Raw genomic sequence first — 22,333 nt, 5'->3', positions numbered from 1 at the left:
CCTGTGATCGTTGTTCGCTGGTTTATTGGCTTGTTATTGATGGCTGGTGCCTTCGCAGTTTCGGCCGAGGCATGCACGACCGTGATTGTCTCTGGCAAGGCGACGCCGGACGGACGGCCTCTGTTGTGGAAGAATCGCGACTTCTGGCAGCCGCAAAACGAGATAGTCTATTCCGACCGCGGCCAGTATCCGTTCGTCGGAATCGCCAACGCCGAGGCAACCCGTCGGATGCGAATGGGCAGCAACACGGTTGGCTTCTGCATCGAGAACTCGACCAGCCGCGATCTGGAAGGCAAAGCAGCCAATGGTCTGACCAACGGCGACCTGATCACGCTCGCCCTGGAAAGCTGCGAAACGGTCGCCGACTTTCAAGCCCTGCTCGACCGGACGAATGCGACCGGCCGCATGACGCGTGGGAACTTCGGCGTCATCGATGCTCATGGGGGAGCGATGCTGTTTGAGGTCGGCCCGACCAGTTATCAGGCCTTCGACGCCAACGATTCCGCCGTCGCGCCGCAGGGTTTCATCGTGCGGTCGAACTTCAGCGAGACCGCTCGACAACGACTGCCCGATGACGCCCCTCAGCCGATTGAAGATATGTATTCCGGCAAACGTTATCGACGAGCCCACGAGCTTTGCCTGAGTGCCCACCAGGCTGGGACGCTTGATATGGCGTTCCTCCTGCAACAGGTTTGCCGGGATGTCGAAGGTTGCCATGCCAGCGCGTTCAACGAAGTCGATTCCGATGCCGACCCGAAAGATCGCCAATGGATCACCGGCTCGACCTTGAATCGCAATAGCACCGTCGCCGCGGCGGTCTTTCAAGGGGTCGCCCCAGGCGAAGATCCTCGGCTGGTCACCATGTGGGCGATCCTGGGCGAACCGATGTTCTCGATCGCGATTCCTTGCTGGGCTGCCCAGGAAGGCGTTGCGACAGCTGGCAATGGCCCAGGGAAGAGTTCCCTCTGCCTGGCCGCGATGAATCTTCGTCAGGCGTTTTACGATTCCAGCGGAACCGAACTGCAAGCGAACAACCTGGATCAGGTCACTTCCGCCCTGAAGCAAGTTGAACAGAAATCGATCGCACGCATCGATGCTCTCACCAAGACTTGGCGTGATTCTCCACCTACCTCTCGCGATCTTCGTCAACAGCACGACCAGGCAACCGAATTGGCGCTGGCGACCGTTACCCGGCTCGCAAGCGACTTCCCACCGCCAGCCAGTTTGGCAAACGAGAAATCGACGGGGCAGATTCTGATCGACTTTCCCTTTGGTGAAAAGATTGGAACGCGTTTAGGATCGACCACCGATGTCGTCGCCGCGCTGAAATGGAGTGGCGGCTTGACCGACTGCCGCACGCACAACGGCTCCATGCGAATCGGCCGGAACGACTCCAGAGCGGCGACGCGGTATGCTCCGCTTTCGCCCCCGGTTCGTATCCGCTCGAGTGCCAGCCAACCCGAGTTCACCCCACGCGGCTGGTTGGTGGCGGAAATTGCCGGCTGGAATCTGACCGGTCCGGAAAGCAACGAGCGTTTCCGTTTCGGACTGAGCTCTCAGCCTGAGAACGCTTTGCACACTGCTGGTGTGGAACTGGAACGAACCTCAGCCGATCGCGTTCGTCTTAGCGGAAAGGCATTCGGCAATGGAAGCACGGCGATCGAAGGGATCGAGCTTCCCAGCAACCACCCTGGCCCTATGACACTGGTTCTGCAGATCGACAAGATTGAGGGCAACCCAGACGAAGGGAAATTTGGTGGCGAGTACCACGTCTTCCTTCGCGACGGGGAATCGGGGGACTTCGTGCCGGTCGGCTCGGCCGGTCGATTGCGGCGGCATCGAAACGGCAATGCCATCCATCTGCAGACGGCAGGGAGCTTCGCCGACCCTGGCGAATACTTCGACCTGGGACGGATCTATTTCACCACGCAAAATCCGTTGGTCACTCGTCCGTAGGCAGGCCACCGGCAGCGCTCAATCGTCCGGTTTGATAGCAAGTTTTGTCGCCCGCAAACTTCTCTTAGAGGCGACAACCGGAAAATCTCGTTAAAATTTCCTCCGCCGACGTAACAATCGTGGGCGTCGTGTGTGTACACGGGCAGGAGGAAGCTTGTGCAAGGACCGGAAACGCGAAGATCGCTGCTCGTTCAGATTCAAGACGTGTCGCAACATACGGCATGGCAAGAGTTTGTAACGATCTATGAACCGCTTGTCTACCGACTCGCCCGCCGCAAGGGCTTGCAGCACGCCGATGCGCAAGACCTGACGCAGGATGTCTTTACGACGGTTCAAACAGCGATCCATCGCTTTGACCCCGATGCCGAAACCGGAACCTTTCGGGGTTGGCTCTTCCGAATCGCCCGCAATCTGATGATCAATTTTCTGACCCGCCAGAAGGAACCACGGGGGAGCGGCGACACGCGTTTGCTGCAAATGCTTCACGAGCATGCAGCCGAAGAGAGCGAAGCTGCCACCCAGTTCGATCTGGAATATCGCCGCGAACTGTTTGCCTGGGCCGCGCAACAAGCGCGGTCTCACTTCTCCGAAGAGAACTGGCAGGCATTCTGGCGAACGGGTGTCGAAGGAGAATCGATCGATCAGGTCGCTGCTGCCTTAGGGAAGCCGCCTGGCAGTGTGCGGGTCGCTCGGTGTCGAGTCCTGGCCAAGCTGAAACATTATGCCCAACAAATGGACGACACATCGATCTCGCCTAAAGGATAGTCCCATGGTTGCCCGGTCTCATTACGACGACGCCGTCTTTGAACGATTGCTTCAAGATCGGCTTGCTCCGGAAGAGCAGCACAAGGTTACCCAACATGTAGAGCATTGCCCGACGTGCCAGTCGCAACTGGAAGTTGTCGCCGATGCCGGGATGCCGCTGGACGAGGTCCGTGGTTATCTGCAAGCCGACGCCGGCAGCGATCCGACCCGAGCGATGGAGAAGCCGCAATCTTCCTCGAACATCTGGGTCGGCTTCCTGACGCCGAGCGATCATCCCGATTCCCTGGGGCGATTCGGCCGGTACGAAATTCTGGAAGTCCTGGGACGCGGCGGAACTGGCATCGTCATGCGGGGCTACGATCCGTCACTCGATCGGCACTCTGCGATCAAAGTCCTCTCGCCCGAACTTGCCGCCAGCGCGGCGGCTCGGAAACGATTCTCTCGCGAGGCCAAGTCGGCCGCGGCGGTCGTTCACGAACATGTCGTGCCAATTCAAACGGTGGACGAAGAGAACGGATTGCCTTACCTGGTAATGCCGGTACTGGAGGGGCGTTCGCTCGAAAGTCGCGTCCGTAAGAATGGCCCACTGGAAGTTCGCGAAGTCCTTCGGATCGGCAAGCAAGTCGCTTCCGGTCTGGCAGCGGCCCATGCTCAGGGGCTGATCCATCGCGACGTAAAGCCAGCCAACATCCTGCTGAACCACGGGGTCGAACGCGTTGTGATCACCGACTTCGGCCTCGCTCGCGCCGCCGACGATGCCAGTATGACGCAAAGTGGCACGCTGGTCGGTACGCCGCAGTACATGTCACCCGAGCAAGCACGCGGTGAAAGCCTCGACGGGCGAAGCGATCTTTTCAGCCTCGGTAGCGTGCTCTACTTCATGTGCACCGGGCATTCTCCCTTCCGCGCCGACACCACGATGGGTGTCCTGACACGCATCACCACCGCTTCGCCCCGGCCGCTGACTGAACACAATCCTGACATTCCGGACTGGCTGGATCAAATCGTTCGCAAGCTGCTTTCGCGCGATCCAGAAGAGCGTTATGGCACGGCGCTAGAAGTCGAATCGCTTCTCGGACAATGGCTGGCCCATCTGCAAGATCCGACCCGTGTACCACGCCCCGCCGAACCGAAGCCCACCAACTTCGGCAATGGAAACTCACGCATCACACGTTGGGTTGCCGCCGGATTCGGCGCGTTCGCCCTGATGCTGGCCGGAATCTTAATCACGCTCGAGACCGGCAAGGGAACGCTCACCATCGAGAGCTTCGCTGAAGATGTTGCCGTGCGAATCAAAAAGGGGGACGAAACCTACCGCCGCCTGACGGTGACCAAAGGAGAAAACAACGTTCGCCTGGCCGCCGGCAAGTACGAGCTCGAAATTGAAGGCAAGGTGGACGGGTTCACGCTCGAAGATGGCGAGGTCACGTTGACTCGCGGCGACGAGAAGATCGTCCGCATCGTCGAGAAAGTGGAAGGAGTCCGAGTCACGGATGAAAACCGAAATCAGTTTCCCAATATAGGAATCGCTCGCGATTCAGCACAGTTCGGGGCACCGAACGTACAACCTCAGCCAGCCCAGGTTGCCCCCAACGCCCGATTCAGCGTGCCGATACCTCCGTCCAATCATGGATATGGGACGGCACGATTCCCGGTCCAGGATGGATATGGCTCGACGTCGCCCCAGGCATCTGGAACAACAGCTCGGGCACCTCAAGCTACGGCCAGTGCACGATTCAGTGTCCCTAACGCAACGGCACCAGCGCAGAGGATGGGTGCGGCTGTCGGCGGCTTCCAGCCTGCTCAAGCGACCTCGCCTGCCACACCTTCTCCTTATTACGTTCAGCCTCCTGGTCTTGTGGGGCCTGCGACCCGGTTGCCAGCAACCGGCAACCACTGGGCTCCGGCCACTGGCGTTTACCAGCAGGCGACTCCCGCACCAACCCAATCCGCCCCCAACACCAACTTTCAGTGGCCGTCCAACTCTATGGGGCCCGCACCTGCGTTCTACCCACCCGTGAACCCTTTGCGAGCCGCCTTTCCGCTGTATGGCAACTGGCAAGGACACTCCGATTCTGGCGAGCAGCCTGAGCGTGTGGTGTCGCTGACGTTGAAAGATGGCACCTTCATACTGGTGATGATGGATCCCAGACGGGTTCCTGGCGCTCCGAGCGCCAACCTGATGGGCGACTACGAGATCGACGAGCCGAGTGCGACCATTTCCTTCAAATCGATAAAACGTTTCCCAGGAGCGAACGGCTCCCCGAAGTGGACGAGCGTCGCAGGAGCACGCCTCGAAGGAACTTACCAGCAAGAGAACAACAGCCTAAAGATCAAGTTCCACAACGTTCAAAAGCTGCCAGAGATCTCGAAAGGCTCGCAACCAGTCGGATGGCAACTTGATGTTTACTCCGACATCTTAATGCAACCTCCCATTGCCCAGGTGCCTGCCAACGCGGTTTACGGGATGACACCCCCGCAATGGCCTTTGCCGGTGGTGAATCTTCCGAGCAGCCTTGCCGCAGGCCAATGGTACGGCGAAATCGCTTCTGGGAATCGACGTGGTGATATTCTCATCCTGATGATGAACGGAGGACACTTCGAGCTTCGCATCATCGCTGGCCCCAATCAAACCGATCGACGAAGGTTGCGTCTGCTGGGCAAGTACGAGATCGATACGAATGCCTCGACGATTGCCTTCACTCCTTCCAATCGTTTCCCCAAGCTCGATGGAGAACAGGAATGGGAGCCGATCACCGATGGCTCGTTCTCGGGAACGTATTCGTTCGGCAGTTCGCTCTTGCTACTTCAGATTTCCGACGTGAAGAACTTGCCAGGCATCGCGAATAACACCTACCCAATTACCTGGAACTTCACGCAGTACACGCCCGGGGCAAGTCCCTTCGGAGCCATGACAGGGCAGCAGGCCGTGGCCAGTGTTATGCCAACTCCACCGACGACTGATCCCTACGCGGAACTTTCGGGAACCTGGGTTCCGGAAACAGATCCCAATCACGAAACGCCCTCGGGAACGATCAACCGATTGCTGATTTTCAATCGCCGCTATCTGATCGAGTGGACCCCAAAGTCCGAGGACAATCCGCAGCCGCAAATTGCCTCAGGGATTCTTACCCTGTCGCGAGGTGAAGATGTCATTGAGTTTCACGCCGCGACGCTCGACTTCGACAGAAGCGTTGAAACTCTCAACCCGGCACACCGTGTCTCCGGGACGTACCGGCTGGATGGGGGACATCTATCCTTGACGCTGACTAAGGCGTTTGAAAAGCCGAGCGAGCCTTCGGTCGCGTTTGTTCCTGATGAGCTACCAGCCACCTTCGAGTTCCAGCGAAGTGGACCGGTATCGAAGATCGAACTGCCAGGACTGTTGCTGGAATCGCGAAAGGAGGATGCTACCGGCAATCAGGCATACGATGCTTCGCCCGAAGATCGAAAATGGTTGGAGGAGCATATCAAGTTCGAGCTATTCGACGCAGCCTATGATCCGCGACTTTCCAACTTTCACTGCGCGATGATCACCAACGTCAGCGATCAACCGTTGCGGGATGTAAAGGTTCAATTCGAGATCGACCCTAAACTCAACATCCTCGATCATTCGGTTCCCGCCGACGTCCCCTTGAAGAATGTGTTGATCCAAAACTTCGATCTCATCAAGCCTAACCAGAAGATCAGAGTCGGCGTCAACCTTTCGGACGTAAAGCCGAAGGAAACATACCATTCCCAGATTAGCGTGACGATCGACGGGCATACGCTGACCGTCCAACTATACGATCGTTCGACACCGAAAAAGAATGTTTCGTCCAAGGGTCCTCAGCCCTCGACGAAACTTCGGACCAACGGCGTCGTTACGCAGCTAGAGTTGACGCCTGTGGAACGTCACCTTCAAGGCAATTGGGCCCTTCAAGGGATGCAGCTCGAAATTAATGGTAATCAGTTTGTACTAAGCGGTGACGAGGGGATTTCCGCTGAAAAGCAGGTCACCGGAACCCTTCGCGTCTTGAAAGAACCGGTACTTAACTTTGGGGACAATCGTTTTCACACGATCACGTTTCTACAGCCGATCGAGAACTCGAACCGCATCACGGCACTTATGAGTGGCTCGATCGAGTTGGCCGCTGGGCAACTGCACCTGGTGCCACATTATACTGTAGCTCCCGATTTCGTCGGCCTGTGGGGCAACGTTCGCTACACGTTCGACCGCCTCAACGAGAATTCCGCCGACACCGATCTGCCGCTGCATCCCTTGGCAGAAGTGTTGTCGCTGCAAGGCCATTGGGATGCGAGCGTCCCTAACGATGGTAAGAAGAACGACACCAAGTACACGTTCGAACTCGCCCGAGATCGATACACTTGGATCCGCCTTGATGAAAGCACCGGCAAAACGACCCGGCTGTCCGGCACCCTTGAAGTCGCCCAGCCAGTGAACAACAGCCAGCCACAATTGACGTTCCAGCGCTTTAAACCAGATGCCCAGGCCACCGTGGCGCCAGGGCATATCCCCACGAACGTCCCTGGCATCATCGGGACCGAAGAGAAGCTGTTTACCGCCAAGGTTCAGCCCGATGGAGACCGCTTCACCATTGCCATTGAAAAAGTCTTCGTCGACGATTCCTTCTGCATGGAGCTTCCTCCAACATTGCATCTAGAACGGGCCGCGGCAACTTCAACAGCCCCTCAGACAGACTCGTTGCTAGATCCTGCTCCTTCGTTGAGTCAGCAGCAAGTTCCGAATGATGTGTGGGACGGTTTTGCCGCTCAAGGAGCGTCATACGTCCAACCGACAGCGGCCAATTCCCTGAATGCCATCTCACCATCGCTTGAGAAGCTCCGGGGGGAATGGATCCAGCCAGAAGCGTTTGGGCAGCTTGGCATGGGCGGCGTTCGCTTGAAGCTGGACGGGGATCGCTTCCAACTGATTCGCGATAATCGGGACAATGGTACCCGGCATCAATTGAACGGAACCGTCGAGGCGGGAGAGGGAATTGACGGCGAACCCAACACGTTGCACTTCGCCACCAACATTCGTGTTACCCCATCGCAGTCGCCCAAGCGAGGTACCTGGCTCGATCCAGGCAATCCCAACTTACAATGGGAGGCGGAGCGAGCGTTCTCAGGCACGTATCAGCTTGAAGGTGACAAGCTGAACTTGCAAATCACCGAAGGACCGAACGCCCCGGAGTTCTTGGGAGAAATCCCCGCAACGTGGGTTCTTGCTCGTCCGCCAGCCAGCGGCAAATAAGTTGACGAGCAACGATCACCTCGAGAACGCCCCAAAAATGTTCTCGAGGTGTTTCTGCCTATTCGCCAGCTACTGCGGAACGACTTCGCCTCCTTGGTGGGTCAGCATGGTCTGAACCTTGACGACATTCCCTTCGACAGGAAAGAAGCCAGCACTTCCATCGAAGCGACTGTAGCAGAAGCAAGGCTCTTCGGGATCGATCAGCGACTGCATTGGATCGTCCAACTTGACCGGTAGATCCTCCGGGCTGGTCCAGACAACTGCCTTCGAGCGAGGTGCTTCGACGATTGCAATCGTGTTCGATGTCCCATCGGTCAGATCGATAAAGCCAAGCTTTCCCAGGTTCTCGCCTGGCATGCCTTTCCCCAAGGGAACCTGGAAACGTGTCTTGCCGTCGGCCGCAAGGTCTTCATCGCCAGGGATTGTGTACAGGTCTGGCATCTTCTCGACGAGCTTGACGTTGTGGGGGCTATTCCACGGTTCGTCCAGATGAAACTGATCGTACAGCTGCTGCTGGCCGACGTATGGCAACACATGCACACGCCATGACAAAAGCGGCTTGCCATCAGCATCGCGCGTTGCCTGAGGCGGGAACTTTTGCTCTTCGCCCGCGGCAAGCGTATGAAACGCCAGCATCATCTTCTTCAGGTTCTTCGTCGCCGCGGCTCGCCGGGTTTCAAACGAAGCCTTCTCCGCTGCCTGGGCGGCAAATTGGCTTATTCCCTGAGCCAACATTTCACCAGTCACTTTGTCCTCGGGAGAGGTCGCCAGCACGATCTGCAACCCGTCTTGTTTTGGATTGATATGTTGGATCGATTCCAAGTACTTCTCTGGCAGCGTTCCACCATTCATGGCCAGACTCAGTTTTGCGGCGGCAGTGAAATGGTCAACAAGCTCCATCAACTCCGTGGCGCCATTCGCGTCGACAGCTTGAAGCGTTAAGTTGAGCGAAGGCCGTGGCGCCGCTACCAACTGAAAACGTGCCCACTCCAAGCTCTCGGGGAAATCGGCGATGCCGGGAATTACTCTCGTCATGCGTGGATCTTCTGCCAGCGGTACCAATACGCGGCGGAGGCTAGGCATCCACAGAAGCGATTGCATCGCCAGCTTGGGGTCGTCCGAGATCAGTTCCACAATCCTCGGGTTCGCAACATTTGGCTTATCGTCGAGCATTTCGGCAACGACCTTCGAGGTTCCAAGTACCAGCGTCGTCTCGTCCAGCAAATGCACCTCCCACCGCGATCCTCCGGGCAGTTTGCCTGACAGATACTGCTGATTCTTGGTTCCCAATAGCTCTAGCGTCTGGATCTCCTGTAGCCGCGGAAACATCTTGGCAATTGGTACCGCCCGCTTGAGTTGAATCACACCGCCAAAACGTGGAAATCCGTCCGCTTCGACCGGACCTGCGTACATTACCATCGAGGCGACATTGCTTAGTTTCTCGCCCAGTCCCGACTCAATAGTCGTATCGAGTCGATCCCAAGGCACCTTCGCCAACGCTTCGCTGTCGATCATGGACGAAGGTCGGAAGACCATCACCAGGCCTGCGTCTTCTGGCACATACTTCTTCACAAGGTCTTGCTGGGCCGAGGCTGCTGATACCAGCAGCAACCATCCCAACATTGTCCCGCCTAAACTGTATCGAATCATCGTCTACTCCTTGGACGCCTGTGGATTGGGAGGTGCCAGCTTTAGCACGAATTCGTAGAAGTATCCGGCTTCCCCCATCGAGAACCTCGCGATGGTCGGATCTTTTTTATCCCGTTCATATTCGAATGGCTTACCCGTGTAGGATGAATTCGGCGCGGGCAACCCGCTCAGTTCGTCGAGTCTTGCAGGAAACACTCCTTCGGCGGCGGCATAGTCTCGTAACGACTCAATGAACCGCAGGGCTTCAATCCACTGGTCGTTCCGCGCGATGGCGATATGCACGTACTTGCTGCTTCCAATCCAGGAAGTAACAAGTGACTCTGGAGCAAAGAAGCCGTCCGTTCGCTGATGCTGCTTGGACTGCTCGTAAAACTTCGCCGCCTGGTAATAAGGCAAACCAAACGGGGCGAACACTTCGTCCCGAATCTGATCGCATTTGATGGCCGCATGTAGCAGCACAGCGCGGCTGTCGGGCATCGCATCGACCACCTTCTGCGTATAGCCCATCTCGCTCACCAGTTCCTTTTTGATGCGTGGGGCCTGGCTCAAAGCCATCCCTTGATACGCGAGGCTTTGTAGCAAGTTATTTCCACCGGAAGGCTTTCCGTCCGACTTAGGTTGCTGTTCGATCCACCGATTGACCAGGCTTCGTAGTTGCTCGTCCCAATAGCTCCGGCTGAAGTTTTCTTTCGAGTCACGGGCATGATAAATCTCAGGGAACATGCTTCGCAGCAGGTTCATCTCCGTATCGAGCGCGTGCTTCGAGTCGATCAACGGGGTGGGGAGCATGGTCAGCGACCAATAGATATTCGGGCTATCTTCAAGTGCAATCAGTTCGAGGGTTGCCCGGTGCATCTGCTGCGCGATGGCCAAGCCGACCAGGTGATTCACAAAGAAACCACGACCACCCACGTTTTGTGCGAGGGCATAGCCGGTTTGCAGATCCGCGATCGCTTCGGCCCGTTTGCCAGCCGCCATATTTCCACGAATCCGAAGCATCAACAGCCGCGCCAGGCTACGGCATTCTTGAACTTCGTTCAGGTAAATCTGCATGATCTCGGTCTTCGATTCCCGCAGTGGAAAGTCCCACTCACAGGTCGAACGCCGCGCAGCCATCGCGGTTTCGCGAAGTGCTTCCTGGAATGGTTCGAGCCGCTCTTCCAACTTGGCGACGGGGATCTCATCCAGCGGCATCTTCATCCAGGACTCCCAATCCGCCCAGAAGTCTTGAGGGTCCTTCATCTGCTGGAATTTCTGACTAGCCGACAAGATGGCGCGATAGTACAGTGGGGCCGCGTTCCCAGGCTGTTTTTCGGACAGAGGAGGCAGAAGCGACACTTCAAGGACTGGCGGCTTCGGTGCCACGGCATGAAGTTCAATGTCGTAACGTTCACCTCGGGTACCATCTACCTGAATTTCTGTCTCGACAATCTCAGCACCAGCCGAGGACAGTAACAGCAAACTGAGTAGCGAACCTGCCAGGCACCAACGTCGCATCATCGAATCCTCCTCGATTCAAGCATCGGAAACACGGGCAAGCTGTTTGGTTGGCCTGCCCGCGGAATGAACTGCGGTTCGACTTCAACGTCGCGAAGCGACGACCCCGAGCGCAACCCAGGCTGTGCCGATAACTCGTTGGAATTGTGCATCGACTCAAACAAATTCGTGATCACATCCCCCATCGCCAACTCGCCGGTGGGCTTCGCCATTTCGTCGATTGCCACGTGACGGTTCTTTTCGTCGAGCAACGGCTCGATCGGGCGAGGTGGTTCCAACGGCCCCGGAGCCAATGGGGTAACGTCCGTTGGTGCCGCGATCATCGTGGGGCCGACCGCATCTGGCTCTTCCGAGCGGGGGTTGACGCTTTGCACGATCAATCCAACCAGTAGTCCGCAGCAAAGACCTTGCCAAACGCGCAAGGTCCGACGTTGGCGACGCTTTGCAGCCTGCTCGCCGCTGGCAAACAGAACCTCGTCACGTTGAAAGTGTCCCAGCGACGGCGCCATCGATTTTAGCTCGGCCTCGAAGGGGGTCATCGATTCCGGTGGGAGTTCAGGCTCTGGGAAGGAGGAGGACATGGCTCATTCAACTCGCTTTGAAGAAGGAAGATTGCATTTTGATATTCGCGATGCGCGGTGCTTTGCGAAACACCGATCAGTTCGCCAATCTCGCGAAACGACAAACCGCCCCAAATCCGCGCGACGACGATCTCGCGCTGCTGTTGTTCTAGCTGGGTCAGCGATTCGACCGCGCGCCCCGCATCGATTTGTGTCCCAGGTTCCGAGACGAACCATGACTTGCGATGCTGGGCGATTGCCTGTTCGCGTTCGCGACGCCTCTGCTCGCTTCGCCGCTGGCTGACTGCTTCGTTACGGACGACCCGGTAGAGCCACGCTCGCGAATCATCGGGCCAGACTTCTAACGAAGCGAGCTTGATGAATGCCAGCTGCACGACATCTTCCGGATCACCACAAAGTTGCCGGGCATACAGCATCAGTGCCCCGGCATGGCTGTCCAACAGTCGGCTCAATCGAGCGACGTCGGTTCCGTCCTGGGGATTGGATGGCTGTGGCGGTGACAAGTTCGAGCACTCCGAGCTTTTTACCTTTAAGACGCCACCCAACCAGGCTTGTCCCAGATTGGTAAACAAAAAGTTGTTCGGATTCCGCGTGAGAAGCTTTGAAAAAACCTGTTAAGGAATAGGAATCGCCGAAAATGGCGAGTTCGTCAGGCTGCAATCATTCTGGGAATCTTTCCCGCAGACGTCCCTAAATTTGCCAACATTTCCATTGACTACATCTGTAGGCAACCTTAACCTACAGCTGTAGGCAGACTCACTCTGGCTCGGCAGTGCTCACATTACTGATCGATGGATCTTATGCGATGAATGGTGCGAACAAGCTTCCGACGCTGTCGGAAACGCAGTGGGAGATTATGAACCTGATCTGGGATCGCGAGTCGAGCACGGTCAGCGAGGCGTGGCACGTTCTGAAAGAGCGTCGGGGCGTTTCGCGCAATACGGTGCAAACCCAGATGGTTCGCCTGGAAGAAAAAGGTTGGCTGACTCATCAGGAAGAGGAAGGTGGCTTCCGCTATCTGCCAACCGTCGGTCGTGAAGAGACTCAGGAAAGCAGCGTCCGGCGTTTCGTGAAGATGGTCTTTGATGGCTCAACAGAAGGATTACTTCTAACGCTGCTCAACGGAGGCCAGCTTTCCAAATCGGAGGCCGCGCAGATTCGTTCGTTACTCGACTCGCAGAGGAAGAAGAAATGATTCCATCCAACTGGTACGAGTTCGCTCTCCTGTCGATCGCCCAGGTCAGTCTCATCTGCCTGGTAACGTCACTCTTAATTGCCTTTCAGCCGCACCATCCGGCCCGTCGCTATAGCATGGGCATGACCGGCTTGTTGCTACTTCTCGCTGCTCCGCTGTTCACGTTCTTTTTACCGGTCTCCAGTTGGCGGGCGGAAACGAAAGCACCAGCGCCGCCAGCGAAAGTTGTCGTTCAGATTCCAAGGACCGCAGAACCAACGCCAGTAGCGGAATCGTTTCAAGAGATCACCATCGATCGACAGGCCCCCCTCGATCTACCGTTGCCCGAGCATGTAATCGAATCAGAACCTCCGGTCGCCGCGTCCTCTCCGTCGACGATGCCAGAGCCGCTCAACACGCCACCAACAAGCAGAACTGCGGTTACATCGTCATCGGAATGGAATGTAGCGGGCATGCTGTCGGCGATTTGGCTGTTGGGTGCGACGCTCTCTGCCATGGTCTGGTTCCTGCGAAGCTTAAAGATTCGCAGATTGATCCAGCGTGCTGGTCTGCACCAGTTGACCGATGAAGAGCGATCCCGACTCGAATCAGTCACCCATCGAGCCGCAAATGCCGTCGGCCTGACTCAACCGCCATCGCTAGTGGTCAGCCAACTAACGATGCCATTTGTTGTCGGTATGTTCCGCGCGACCGTTTACGTTCCAGCGAATCTGCTTCAAGCCGATCAAACGGAAGCCCTACGCGAGGTGCTCATTCACGAGTTCGCTCACGTGGTTCGACGTGATGGACTCGGTAGTTTCCTGCAGCGCGTGGCAACGCTGGTCTGGTGGTGGCATCCGCTGGTCCAGCTGCTTGGTCTACAAATCTCGCGGTCGCGGGAAGAGATCTGTGATAACTACGTGCTGAATCAGGCCGAACCAATTCAGTATGCCGAGACTCTCTTCCATCTCGCATCGACCGCCACGCCCTGGAGCACGCCAGCACCGGTGCTCAACATGATTGGCTTCCGTTGGACAATGACGCAAAGGATTCGCGGTATGATCCATCCCCGTCGCAACAAGGTAACCCAGTTCAGCGTTCGCTTTTGCCTGGTGATGCTGGCTCTATTGGGCGGAAGCCTCTATCTGATCGGAGGCGTTCGGGCCGAAGAACAACCCGCAACAGCGAAGCCGCAGCCAACAACGCCCATTCCTGCCACTTTGCCTCAAGCCGTCTCGCCGCAGCTGCAATCAATACGGCTTCATGGCAAATGCCTTGACGATCGTGGCGATCCACTGCCAGGGGTGACCATTCAAGTGCTGCGGATTGCGTCTGACTTCCGCACAACGACGCCCCTCGCTCAAACGATCAGCGACGAAGAAGGGCGGTTCGAGTTTGCTGATATCGAGACAGCCGCGACGCCTCAGGGAGATTTGATGCTCGTCGCCGCTTTGGCGGAACATGCCTCGGCAGGTAAACGTGTTGGGACAACGAATGGGAAGTCGGAAGAACGGGACCTTGTTCTGGCCAAGCATCCAGTCAAGTTGACCGGATTTGTCAGCAACGATAAAGGGACCGTGATCCCTGGTGCGACCGTTTATGTGACCAGTTGCGGCCTCGAGCCGATTCCGGGAATCTGGACCGCCGTGACCGATGCCAATGGTCGTTACGAGATATCGGATCTTCGTCGTTGGAATCCGGAAGATACGGCTACATTCGACAAGAAGACTGGCGTCGGCATGATGACGACCGGAATGAATTTTTACGTTTCTCACCCGGACTATCCGTTGACAACCGCACTCGCAAATCGCATCCCCAACGAAGTCAACGTCACGCTAACCAAGGCGGCAATTGTGGAAGGTACGGTCATCGACGATGTGACCGGCAAACCAGTGGCCGGGGCTCCGATCATGGCCCAGGGAATCGCTCGCGACCGCACGTTTGAAACCACGACCGATGCCGATGGCCGTTATCAGTTGCGAATGACGAAGGATCATTACAACATCTGGTCTTCCATGGACGAACACGTTCCCATCGCGGTTAAGAATCAAGCAGCCGTTCCTGGGCAAACAATTAAAAACGCTGATATTCACCTGGTGACGGGCGGGTTTATCATCGGCAAGGTCTATCAGTCTGGCGAACAGCTTTCGGACGGAACCGACGCGGAGAGTGGCCGTCCGATTTTTATCGCCCACTACGGACCCGCTCGGCCCAAGACCGGCGCTGCGGTGACGTCGGTCCGTGTCAATGAAGATGGAACCTATCGTTTGCGAGTCGCCCCTGGCGGCAACTACGTTTATTCGATGACGAATAGCGGAACGCGAGCTTACGTTCATGTGCCGCCGGGTGCCGAGGTGACGCAGGACATCCACCTCGATGAAACACCACCCTTCATGCCGGAAGATGACGACGATCGTTTGGCACGGTATCTTCGCCACCGTGCCCAACGGGAAGATGCTGGCGAATCGCTCGATGAGACCAAATCGGATCAGACCTTCTTGCCAAGCCGTCTACGACCAGAAACGCCCACAGGCAAGCTGCTGGATCAGTTGGAAGAAGTGAGCCAGGGGCCTGATCTTTATACGGATCGCTGGGCAAAGATCATCCAGCAGATCGTCGAGCTCGGCCCCGACGCGATCCCGGAACTGAGCAACGAACTTTCGACCTCCGAAAGTGGGTTGATGCAAAGCTGTTGTGCCTTCGCGTTGCGAGCCATCGGCGATCCTCGGGCCATTCCGGTACTCATCCAAAACATTCCTCGGACGCTACGCGGCCCCAGTTCCGACATGGGTCTGCGAGCGACCGACCCCACGCTGACGAAGTTCATGCAACAACATGATCTGGACGAAAAGAATGAAGACAATCAATACGGAATGGGTCGTCCTGTTCGCGAAGTCTTCGGTGCGTTACAGAAGCTTACCGGTCAGAAGTTTGACGAAGAGACGTTGTACGGGGTCTTCGATGGGGGAACCAGTCGGCAGCGACAGTTGAAACGAGATCTGTATCAGAAGAGCGGGAACCGCTGGGCGGCCTGGTGGAAAGCTCACGCGAAGGAGTTCATCGCTGATCCGTCGACCTTGCAGATCGAGTTCTTGGCACTTCCAGAACTGGAACCGGAACCTCAAGCATCGTCGTTTTACGCGGTCGATCGGCAGCTCGGCAGCTTTAGTAACCACATGCTGGCGGCCTATCAGGAACCGACCAATAATTTGACCTTCGTCTTCGAGGACCTCGATACCGGTCGTCGATCTCCTTTGCCCGAGAAGTGGAAGAAGCTCGAGGATCCCGCTGCGCACGAAGAGGAAATCGTGGCCTGGGCAACGGAGGAAGGTTACGACTTGATGGGCACCGTCTATCAACCGCCAGCCGATGCCGAAGGAGTTTTCGCCATCAAGTTGCTTGGTGGGAAGGCTTGGGAATTGAGCCGCGGTTATTGGAATAGAATCCCCGCCAAAGTCAACTGGGAAGGTCTAGCCCAACAGTCCCATCCGGTCGATGACTTGCTGTTGCACTTCGATCAAGAGAAAGAAGTCATCGAACCGAAAGCCCATGCCCCGTTCATGCTGGAAACGTCCCACGGAACACGACTCATCTTGAACGTCGGGGTGCCGGTGCACGATGACACGCAGACCACCGGTGGCGTCTATCACGGCGACAACGAACTGAACCCGGTCGGTTTTCGCAAGGGGCGGCGTTTCGGAGGAAGCGTACTCGTTCCGGCAACCGGCAAGAGTCGCTAGTACCCCAAGTAATACCGCTATCGTAATGGAAGATATACCAAAGATGCTGCGTAGTTAGCCTGACAACATCTCACTTCGAGGCTCCAATTCGACTTCCAACTCGTCGTTCGAGTAATGCCTCAGCGGAACTCCTCAGCTAGCAGACACCCGTGGTGCTATTCGTCGAAATGGACACAACATGTCCATTTTGAACACCCCTGAGAGGACTGCTTTACCCAGGTTTCCCGGGTTGCGGTCATCCCCAAGAAATATCGACACAAACATCGACGTTTATCTAATTCACATATAGCGCATGACTCATCTCCTCCGATAGTAGTGGCATACCCCACCATTGGTTCGAATCTGCTTTCAATTCTTAGGGGCAAAAAGAACGATTGAAATTGGCTTCATTTGACGTTCCAGCTTAAGTGAATCTGCAATGAATGATCCGGCCAGCATCAGCATTGTCGTATCCACGTACGAGCGCCCCGGCCATTTGGCGAATTGCCTCCGATCGATCCTAAATCAGGCAATCGATACGTGCTCGTGCGAAGTGATTGTGACCGACGACGGATCGCAAGGTCCTGAAACCGAAGCCTGCGTTGCCACCTTTGCCCAGCAGTGGCCAGGCCGCATCATCTTTTTAACGCAGCCCAAAGAGGGCTTTCGACTTGCGAAATGTCGCAATCGCGCCGTCGTCGTTTCAACCGGTCAGCAGCTTGTGTTCCTCGACGCCGACTGCATCGTTCCGCCTCACTTTCTGCAGGCGATGACTGGTGGCTTGAAGCAGGGCGTGGTGTTGGCCAGCGACTGCTACCGGCTTTCGAAAGCAGCAACCGCGGATATCGACAACCGGGTGATTGATCATTGGGAAATCGATTCGAAGATCGAAGTAACGGAACGTAGAAGACTTACGCGGAAAACCTTTCGCGCCCGGATCTACAGCCTGTTAACCATCCCCATGCGTCCTCGGCTGACCGGCTGTGCGTTCGCTTGCCACCGTGAAGACCTGCTGAAGATCAACGGTTTCGACGAGAATTACATCGGCTGGGGCTTTGAAGATCGCGATCTTCAGCGGCGGTTGGCGATGAAAGCTGTCCGAGCCCGAACGGTGCTGCATCGCGTGAAAGCGGTGCACCAGTGGCACCCCACCGATTCTACCTTTGCCCGCAACGGGGTCGGCACCGCGAACCGCGAATATTATCATCGCGCCGAAACGCCAGCCTACTGTGTTAATGGGCTCGATCAGTATCAGCGCGAAGAGATCGACCGCATAACCTTTCCAACTCGTCGCGATTGGCAAGTCATCGCTGACACCGCTCAGCTTCAGCAGCAGACGTCGGCGCGGTCACTCGTTGATCTGCTCCTCCCCACGCTTCCAACCGACCAGGCATACTCCCCGGTGCCGATCCTGGTTCATTCGCTGTAAGGACACCCAGCATGAAGATTCGCAGCTTTAAGCATAGTGGCCCACTTACCCGCATCGAACGGATCTGCCTCGCCTCGTTCGCAGCCCATCACGACGACGTCGAACTGCTCAGCTACGCTCCGATCGAAAACCTTCCCGAAGGTGTGACCCCGGTGGACGCCAACGAGATCTTGCCGGAGTCGAGCAGCCTCTTTCGTAAGAACTCGCGAAAGGGAATCGAAGCGATCGTTCGCTGGAAGACACTCCTGGAACGCGGCGGCTGCTACGTTTCCACCGATATGCTTTGCATCCGTCCGTTCGACTTTGACGAACCGATTGTGTTTGGTCGCAAGTCGGACGTCGACAGTTACCGCTGGGGGCATCAGGCGTTGATCTTCCCGGCGCATCATCCGGCCTGTCAATTTATGCTCAATCGCTGTTTGAATCCCCATTTTCCCGTGCCAGGCGAGAAGCTGCGGCATCGGTTGAAGAAGGCATTCCGTCGCCGCGTTACTGGCGACTTGCGACCGATCCGATCCTGGATTGTCGGGGACGAAGGGGGCTTCCAGGTTGCGGTCGATCAGATGCAACTCGATCACCTTGCCCAGCCGATCCCGGTCTTCTTTCCGATTCATGAAGCCCGTTGGCGAAGCCCTTACGACGAAACCTTCCGCAACGACTGGGGCATGCTTCCTTCGACGCGGGCCGTCTATTTGAACTCGTTCGAGGTGCAACGAAACAAGTTTGATTTGGAAGCTCCATTCGAGCCTGGCTCGTTGATGGACTACTACGAGCAGAAGTATCTCGGAGAGCCACTATTGATCGCGGCTTGAGCCGTCTCAGCGGCCACTCGTTTCTGAACGACTATCCCTCGCACCACATGGACGTACCATGCGAACACCATTACGAATTCAAACGCTATGGATTGGTGACCGCCTTTCGCGGCTGGAACAAGTCTGCCTGGCTTCGTTCGCTTATCATGGACATCCGGTCGATCTTTACGTATACGATGATATTCAAGGCGTCCCTGACGGCGTAACGCTCCGTAACGCGAACGAGATCATTCCGCACGACCAGATCTTTACCTACTTCAACGGATCGTACGCAGGCTTCGCCGATCTGTTTCGCTGGCAGATGCTTTACGATCGGGGTAGCTGCTGGATCGATGCCGACATGTTGTGCATCCGTGAATTCGACTTCGACGCCCCCATCGTTTTCGGGCGCGAGATCGATCTAGCAAAGAACATTCCTTGGACGGCAGCCGTCGGCGTGTTGATGTTTCCGAAGGGGCACGAAGCGTGTGCCTATATGGCGGATCGTTGCCGACACCCGCACCGCATCGACCGGTTCGATGGGCCGAAGCAGATCGGACAGAAGTTGTATCGCCGGTACGTTTCTGGCAATATCGTGCCCGTTGGCTGGGGAAGTGCCGGAGGTCCGATTGGTTTCTGCCATGCGATGCACAAGTTCAATCTGCATCAGTACGAAGTTCCCACGACGGTCTTTTATCCGGTATCTGGTGCCCATTGGGAAAGCCCGTTCGATCAGACGTATGCTGAAAGCTATCAGCTATTTCAAGCGACCCGTGGCGTGCACTTGTGGAACGAGATCTTACGCCGAAGCGATTTCGATAAAGACGCGCCTTATCAGCCGGGCTCGCTGATGGATTACTACGAGAAGCTTTACATGCCGCAAGTTCAAAGGATGGCGGCATGAAATGGCTCTCGTATCGCAAACTGGCCAAACAAGCGGAACGACTGGGAATCAATCGCCTGGTCCGCATGATTGGATCGTGGCGCGGCTTGTTGGTGCTTACCTATCATCGCGTCGGCAACGCGGATGCCTGCTCGTTCGACCGCGGGGTGTTCAGTGCCGACGAACAACTCTTCCGGCAACAGATGGAGTTCGTCCGCGATCACTTTGAAGTCGTGACCATCGTCGACGTCATCGAGAAACCGGCCCACTATTGGCAGCACCGCCAGGCCGTCCTGATCACCTTCGACGATGGATACGTCGACAACTACGAAATCGCATTTCCGATTCTGAAGCAGCTTGGCATTCCGGCGTTGTTTTTTGTCGCCACCGATTTCATCGACCACCAGACAATCGCCTGGTGGGATGAGATTGCCTGGATGATGCGGCAGATACCTACGGATGAAACTGCGGACGAACGCGACGACAAAATCTGCGAAGTCGTCGAACGCTATTACGGCATGATCGGTTCGCAAGCTGATGACTACCTGGAACAGCTCGGCCGCGACCTGGGATGCGGGAGATTTAAGGGGAAGTCGCCGCTGTGGATGAACTGGGACATGCTTCGCGAGATGGCTGCTAATGGCATGCGTTTCGGCGGGCATACTGTCACCCACCCAATTCTAACTCGCATCGATGAGTCACGCTTGGACCACGAACTGTCCGCAGGGAAGCGCCGCCTCGAAGCCGAGACCGGAACCGCAGTTGAGGCATTCAGCTATCCGGTCGGCAATCCTGATTGCTTGAGCGTCCAATTGATGGAGCAGACGGCCCGTCAATATCAAGTCGCGTTCAGTTGCTATGGAGGCGTGAATCATGCCTCGCGAGGCTCGCGCTGGAACCGCTTAAATTTACAGCGTTGGCCGATCTATGGACCGATGCGACAGTTCCGAATCACGGTCACGTGGCCACAACTACAGAACTAAGCCGGAGAACGCTTCCCATGCGAATTCAAACCTTGTGGATCGGTGGCGAGCTCTCGCGGCTGGAACATCTTTGCCTCAGTTCGTTCGTTTATCACCATCCTGGTCAGGTCGATCTATACTGTTACGACGAGGTCGGCAACGTGCCAGGCGGAGTTCGTATTTGCGATGCGAACGACATTGTGCCTGCGAGTTCGGTATTCTCTTACTTCAAAGGATCGTATGCCGGATTCGCCGATCTGTTTCGCTGGGAACTCTTGCTGAAACAAGGTGGCTACTGGATCGACACCGACATGCTTTGCATTCGACCGTTCGACTTCGAGCAGTCGATTGTGTTCGGCAAAGAGACCGAGAGTTACGGCAAAACGTTTTGGAGTGCCGCGGTCGGGGTCTTGAAGTTTCCCGCCGGGCATCCAGCCTGTCGAACGATGGTCGAGCGCTGCCTGAATCCGCATCGAGCCGATCGCTTCGACCGCGCAGTGCAGCGTTGGAAGAAATGGTATCGGCGTAACTTCACCCGCAACATCACACCAGTGACGTGGGGCGGAGCAGGGGGCCCCAAAGGCTTTGCTTACGCAATCGAGCAACACAATCTTCAGCCGTATATGTTGGATAACACCGTCTTCTATCCGATCCATGGCACACTCTGGCGAAGCCCTTTCGACGCGACTTACGAAGGGGATTACCACCTCTTCCAGAAAACCCGCGGCGTCCACCTTTGGAATGAAATGCTCCGCTCCAACGGCTTCGACAAAAACGCCCCCTACCAAGAGGGCTCGCTGGCAGCTTACTACGAACAGAAGTACGTTTCCGCAAAAGAAACCGCCCGGCCGTCACTGCGGATCTATCGTCAGGAGGAGCATCAACTTAACGATGCCGCTCGAGAAGTATCAAGCGTCAGCCGCGCTGCCTAAGCCTTTTCATTCGCAACAATGATTTCACTCGGCATCCCTTTGCATTTCCCCATCTCTGCACGGTATTCTGTATTTACCCAATAGAAGATCCCCAGTGCTTTCTATCATTGAGTTTAGTGGGATGACCTAAGGACTTTTTTGCATGCCGTCGGAATCGGACACAGATGAAGATCGCCAAAGGGCACTGCTGCTATTGGTGGAGCGTTTTCGGAATGGCGATGAACTCGCCGCAGCAGAATTACACACGATTTTCGCTGGCGAGATGCTGAACCTCGCCCGTCGCCATGTGGCCGGCTTTCTGACACCCTCAGCTGTTGACGTCGAGGGGATTGTCAATTCAGGATTTCGTAGCTTCTTTAGTGCCATGCTCAAGCCGAATTTCGACTCCCGAGGTGGCAAGATTGGTGGCTTGCTGTCCGTAATCGTCAGCCGCAAGGCATTGGTAGCGCTGCGAAGAAAGTATCCAACAGCACTTCCGCATGATTCGGTCGATGCCGTTGCAGAGGTTGTTTCGGCTAACCTTCGACAGCAATACACTGAGGACGATGCCTTTGCTGATCTGCAGGTAGTGCTCAAGCCATTGCTGTCGACCATGACGCTTAAGGAACTTGAAATCATTCACAGCCTTCTCGATCCATTCGACGAACGTTCGATCGTCGAGTTGGCGAACCACCATCATTCAAGCACTGCCACAATTCGCGAGCTACTCGATCGAATCAAATCTTCGCTAAAATAGC

General features: G+C 56.3%; 15 protein-coding genes. 11 read left to right on the top strand and 4 right to left on the bottom strand.

Translation table 11 applies throughout. From position 1 onward, the window contains the following. Positions 1 to 3 precede the first annotated feature (3 nt). The 3 genes from ABD890_RS01410 (at position 4) to ABD890_RS01400 (ending at position 7,978) form a co-directional block, all read left to right on the top strand. Entirely contained in the window at positions 4 to 1,956 is a 1,953-nt protein-coding gene (locus ABD890_RS01410; protein WP_345085294.1) for a carcinine hydrolase/isopenicillin-N N-acyltransferase family protein, read from the top strand. A 156-nt stretch (positions 1,957 to 2,112) separates the two neighbouring features. After that, a complete protein-coding gene (locus tag ABD890_RS01405; protein ID WP_345084868.1) occupies positions 2,113 to 2,721 on the top strand; it encodes an RNA polymerase sigma factor in 609 nt (202 codons plus the stop codon). 4 nt (positions 2,722 to 2,725) lie between these two features. Next, entirely contained in the window at positions 2,726 to 7,978 is a 5,253-nt protein-coding gene (locus tag ABD890_RS01400) for a serine/threonine-protein kinase (protein ID WP_345084865.1), read from the top strand. 69 nt (positions 7,979 to 8,047) lie between these two features. Here ABD890_RS01400 and ABD890_RS01395 read toward each other — a convergent pair whose 3' ends face one another. Genes ABD890_RS01395 through ABD890_RS01380 form a run of 4 tightly spaced genes read right to left on the bottom strand, consistent with a single transcriptional unit; the run spans position 8,048 to position 12,209 of the window. Next, positions 8,048 to 9,628, bottom strand: coding sequence for a DUF1559 family PulG-like putative transporter (locus ABD890_RS01395; protein WP_345084862.1), 1,581 nt, complete (start codon positions 9,626 to 9,628; stop codon positions 8,048 to 8,050). Positions 9,629 to 9,631: 3 nt separating this feature from the next. After that, positions 9,632 to 11,128 carry a hypothetical protein gene (locus ABD890_RS01390; RefSeq protein WP_345084859.1) on the bottom strand — a complete coding sequence of 499 codons (1,497 nt, stop codon included), beginning with the start codon at positions 11,126 to 11,128 and terminating at the stop codon, positions 9,632 to 9,634. Next, positions 11,125 to 11,706: a hypothetical protein gene (locus ABD890_RS01385; protein ID WP_345084856.1), complete on the bottom strand. Its 582-nt coding sequence runs from the start codon at positions 11,704 to 11,706 to the stop codon at positions 11,125 to 11,127. The genes ABD890_RS01390 and ABD890_RS01385 overlap by 4 nt, the downstream gene beginning before the upstream one ends. Further along, positions 11,661 to 12,209 carry an RNA polymerase sigma factor gene (locus tag ABD890_RS01380; RefSeq protein ID WP_345084853.1) on the bottom strand — a complete coding sequence of 183 codons (549 nt, stop codon included), beginning with the start codon at positions 12,207 to 12,209 and terminating at the stop codon, positions 11,661 to 11,663. The genes ABD890_RS01385 and ABD890_RS01380 overlap by 46 nt, the downstream gene beginning before the upstream one ends. Before the next feature lie 302 nt (positions 12,210 to 12,511). Between ABD890_RS01380 and ABD890_RS01375 the strand changes: the two genes are divergently transcribed. The 8 genes from ABD890_RS01375 to ABD890_RS01340 all read left to right on the top strand — a co-directional run bounded on the left by ABD890_RS01375 (position 12,512) and on the right by ABD890_RS01340 (position 22,332). Continuing rightward, positions 12,512 to 12,901 (top strand): BlaI/MecI/CopY family transcriptional regulator, encoded by a 390-nt coding sequence (locus ABD890_RS01375; RefSeq protein ID WP_345084850.1) that lies wholly within the window; start codon positions 12,512 to 12,514, stop codon positions 12,899 to 12,901. Beyond that, entirely contained in the window at positions 12,898 to 16,620 is a 3,723-nt protein-coding gene (locus ABD890_RS01370) for a carboxypeptidase regulatory-like domain-containing protein (RefSeq protein WP_345084847.1), read from the top strand. Before ABD890_RS01375 ends, ABD890_RS01370 begins: the two co-directional genes overlap by 4 nt. 418 nt (positions 16,621 to 17,038) lie before the next feature. Then, the gene (locus ABD890_RS01365) at positions 17,039 to 18,028 is read left to right on the top strand and encodes a glycosyltransferase (protein WP_345084844.1); all 990 of its coding nucleotides are present in this window, start codon (positions 17,039 to 17,041) and stop codon (positions 18,026 to 18,028) included. An 11-nt stretch (positions 18,029 to 18,039) separates the two neighbouring features. Continuing rightward, complete coding sequence (locus ABD890_RS01360) at positions 18,040 to 18,840, top strand: hypothetical protein (protein ID WP_345084841.1); 801 nt, start codon at positions 18,040 to 18,042, stop codon at positions 18,838 to 18,840. Between the two features lie 58 nt (positions 18,841 to 18,898). Further along, a complete protein-coding gene (locus ABD890_RS01355; protein WP_345084838.1) occupies positions 18,899 to 19,723 on the top strand; it encodes a hypothetical protein in 825 nt (274 codons plus the stop codon). Then, the gene (locus tag ABD890_RS01350) at positions 19,720 to 20,685 is read left to right on the top strand and encodes a polysaccharide deacetylase family protein (RefSeq protein WP_345084834.1); all 966 of its coding nucleotides are present in this window, start codon (positions 19,720 to 19,722) and stop codon (positions 20,683 to 20,685) included. The genes ABD890_RS01355 and ABD890_RS01350 overlap by 4 nt, the downstream gene beginning before the upstream one ends. Before the next feature lie 17 nt (positions 20,686 to 20,702). Further along, positions 20,703 to 21,596, top strand: coding sequence for a capsular polysaccharide synthesis protein (locus ABD890_RS01345; protein ID WP_345084830.1), 894 nt, complete (start codon positions 20,703 to 20,705; stop codon positions 21,594 to 21,596). A gap of 142 nt (positions 21,597 to 21,738) precedes the next feature. Then, on the top strand, positions 21,739 to 22,332 hold the full coding sequence (locus tag ABD890_RS01340; protein WP_345084827.1) for an RNA polymerase sigma factor: 594 nt from the start codon (positions 21,739 to 21,741) through the stop codon (positions 22,330 to 22,332). The last annotated feature ends 1 nt before the right edge of the window (position 22,333 follow it).

The organism is Bremerella cremea, from assembly GCF_039541315.1.
GTDB lineage: Bacteria > Planctomycetota > Planctomycetia > Pirellulales > Pirellulaceae > Bremerella > Bremerella cremea.
This window is presented reverse-complemented; position numbering and strand designations above follow the sequence as displayed.

What these genes read in the sequence shown, in the direction of transcription:
- ABD890_RS01400 (WP_345084865.1), top strand. Translation starts at nt 2,726, where the DNA reads ATGGTTGCCCGGTCTCATTACGACGACGCCGTCTTTGAACGATTGCTT.
- ABD890_RS01395 (WP_345084862.1), bottom strand. Translation starts at nt 9,628, where the DNA reads ATGATTCGATACAGTTTAGGCGGGACAATGTTGGGATGGTTGCTGCTG.
- ABD890_RS01390 (WP_345084859.1), bottom strand. Translation starts at nt 11,128, where the DNA reads ATGATGCGACGTTGGTGCCTGGCAGGTTCGCTACTCAGTTTGCTGTTA.
- ABD890_RS01385 (WP_345084856.1), bottom strand. Translation starts at nt 11,706, where the DNA reads ATGTCCTCCTCCTTCCCAGAGCCTGAACTCCCACCGGAATCGATGACC.
- ABD890_RS01375 (WP_345084850.1), top strand. Translation starts at nt 12,512, where the DNA reads ATGAATGGTGCGAACAAGCTTCCGACGCTGTCGGAAACGCAGTGGGAG.
- ABD890_RS01370 (WP_345084847.1), top strand. Translation starts at nt 12,898, where the DNA reads ATGATTCCATCCAACTGGTACGAGTTCGCTCTCCTGTCGATCGCCCAG.
- ABD890_RS01365 (WP_345084844.1), top strand. Translation starts at nt 17,039, where the DNA reads ATGAATGATCCGGCCAGCATCAGCATTGTCGTATCCACGTACGAGCGC.
- ABD890_RS01360 (WP_345084841.1), top strand. Translation starts at nt 18,040, where the DNA reads ATGAAGATTCGCAGCTTTAAGCATAGTGGCCCACTTACCCGCATCGAA.
- ABD890_RS01355 (WP_345084838.1), top strand. Translation starts at nt 18,899, where the DNA reads ATGCGAACACCATTACGAATTCAAACGCTATGGATTGGTGACCGCCTT.
- ABD890_RS01350 (WP_345084834.1), top strand. Translation starts at nt 19,720, where the DNA reads ATGAAATGGCTCTCGTATCGCAAACTGGCCAAACAAGCGGAACGACTG.
- ABD890_RS01345 (WP_345084830.1), top strand. Translation starts at nt 20,703, where the DNA reads ATGCGAATTCAAACCTTGTGGATCGGTGGCGAGCTCTCGCGGCTGGAA.
- ABD890_RS01340 (WP_345084827.1), top strand. Translation starts at nt 21,739, where the DNA reads ATGCCGTCGGAATCGGACACAGATGAAGATCGCCAAAGGGCACTGCTG.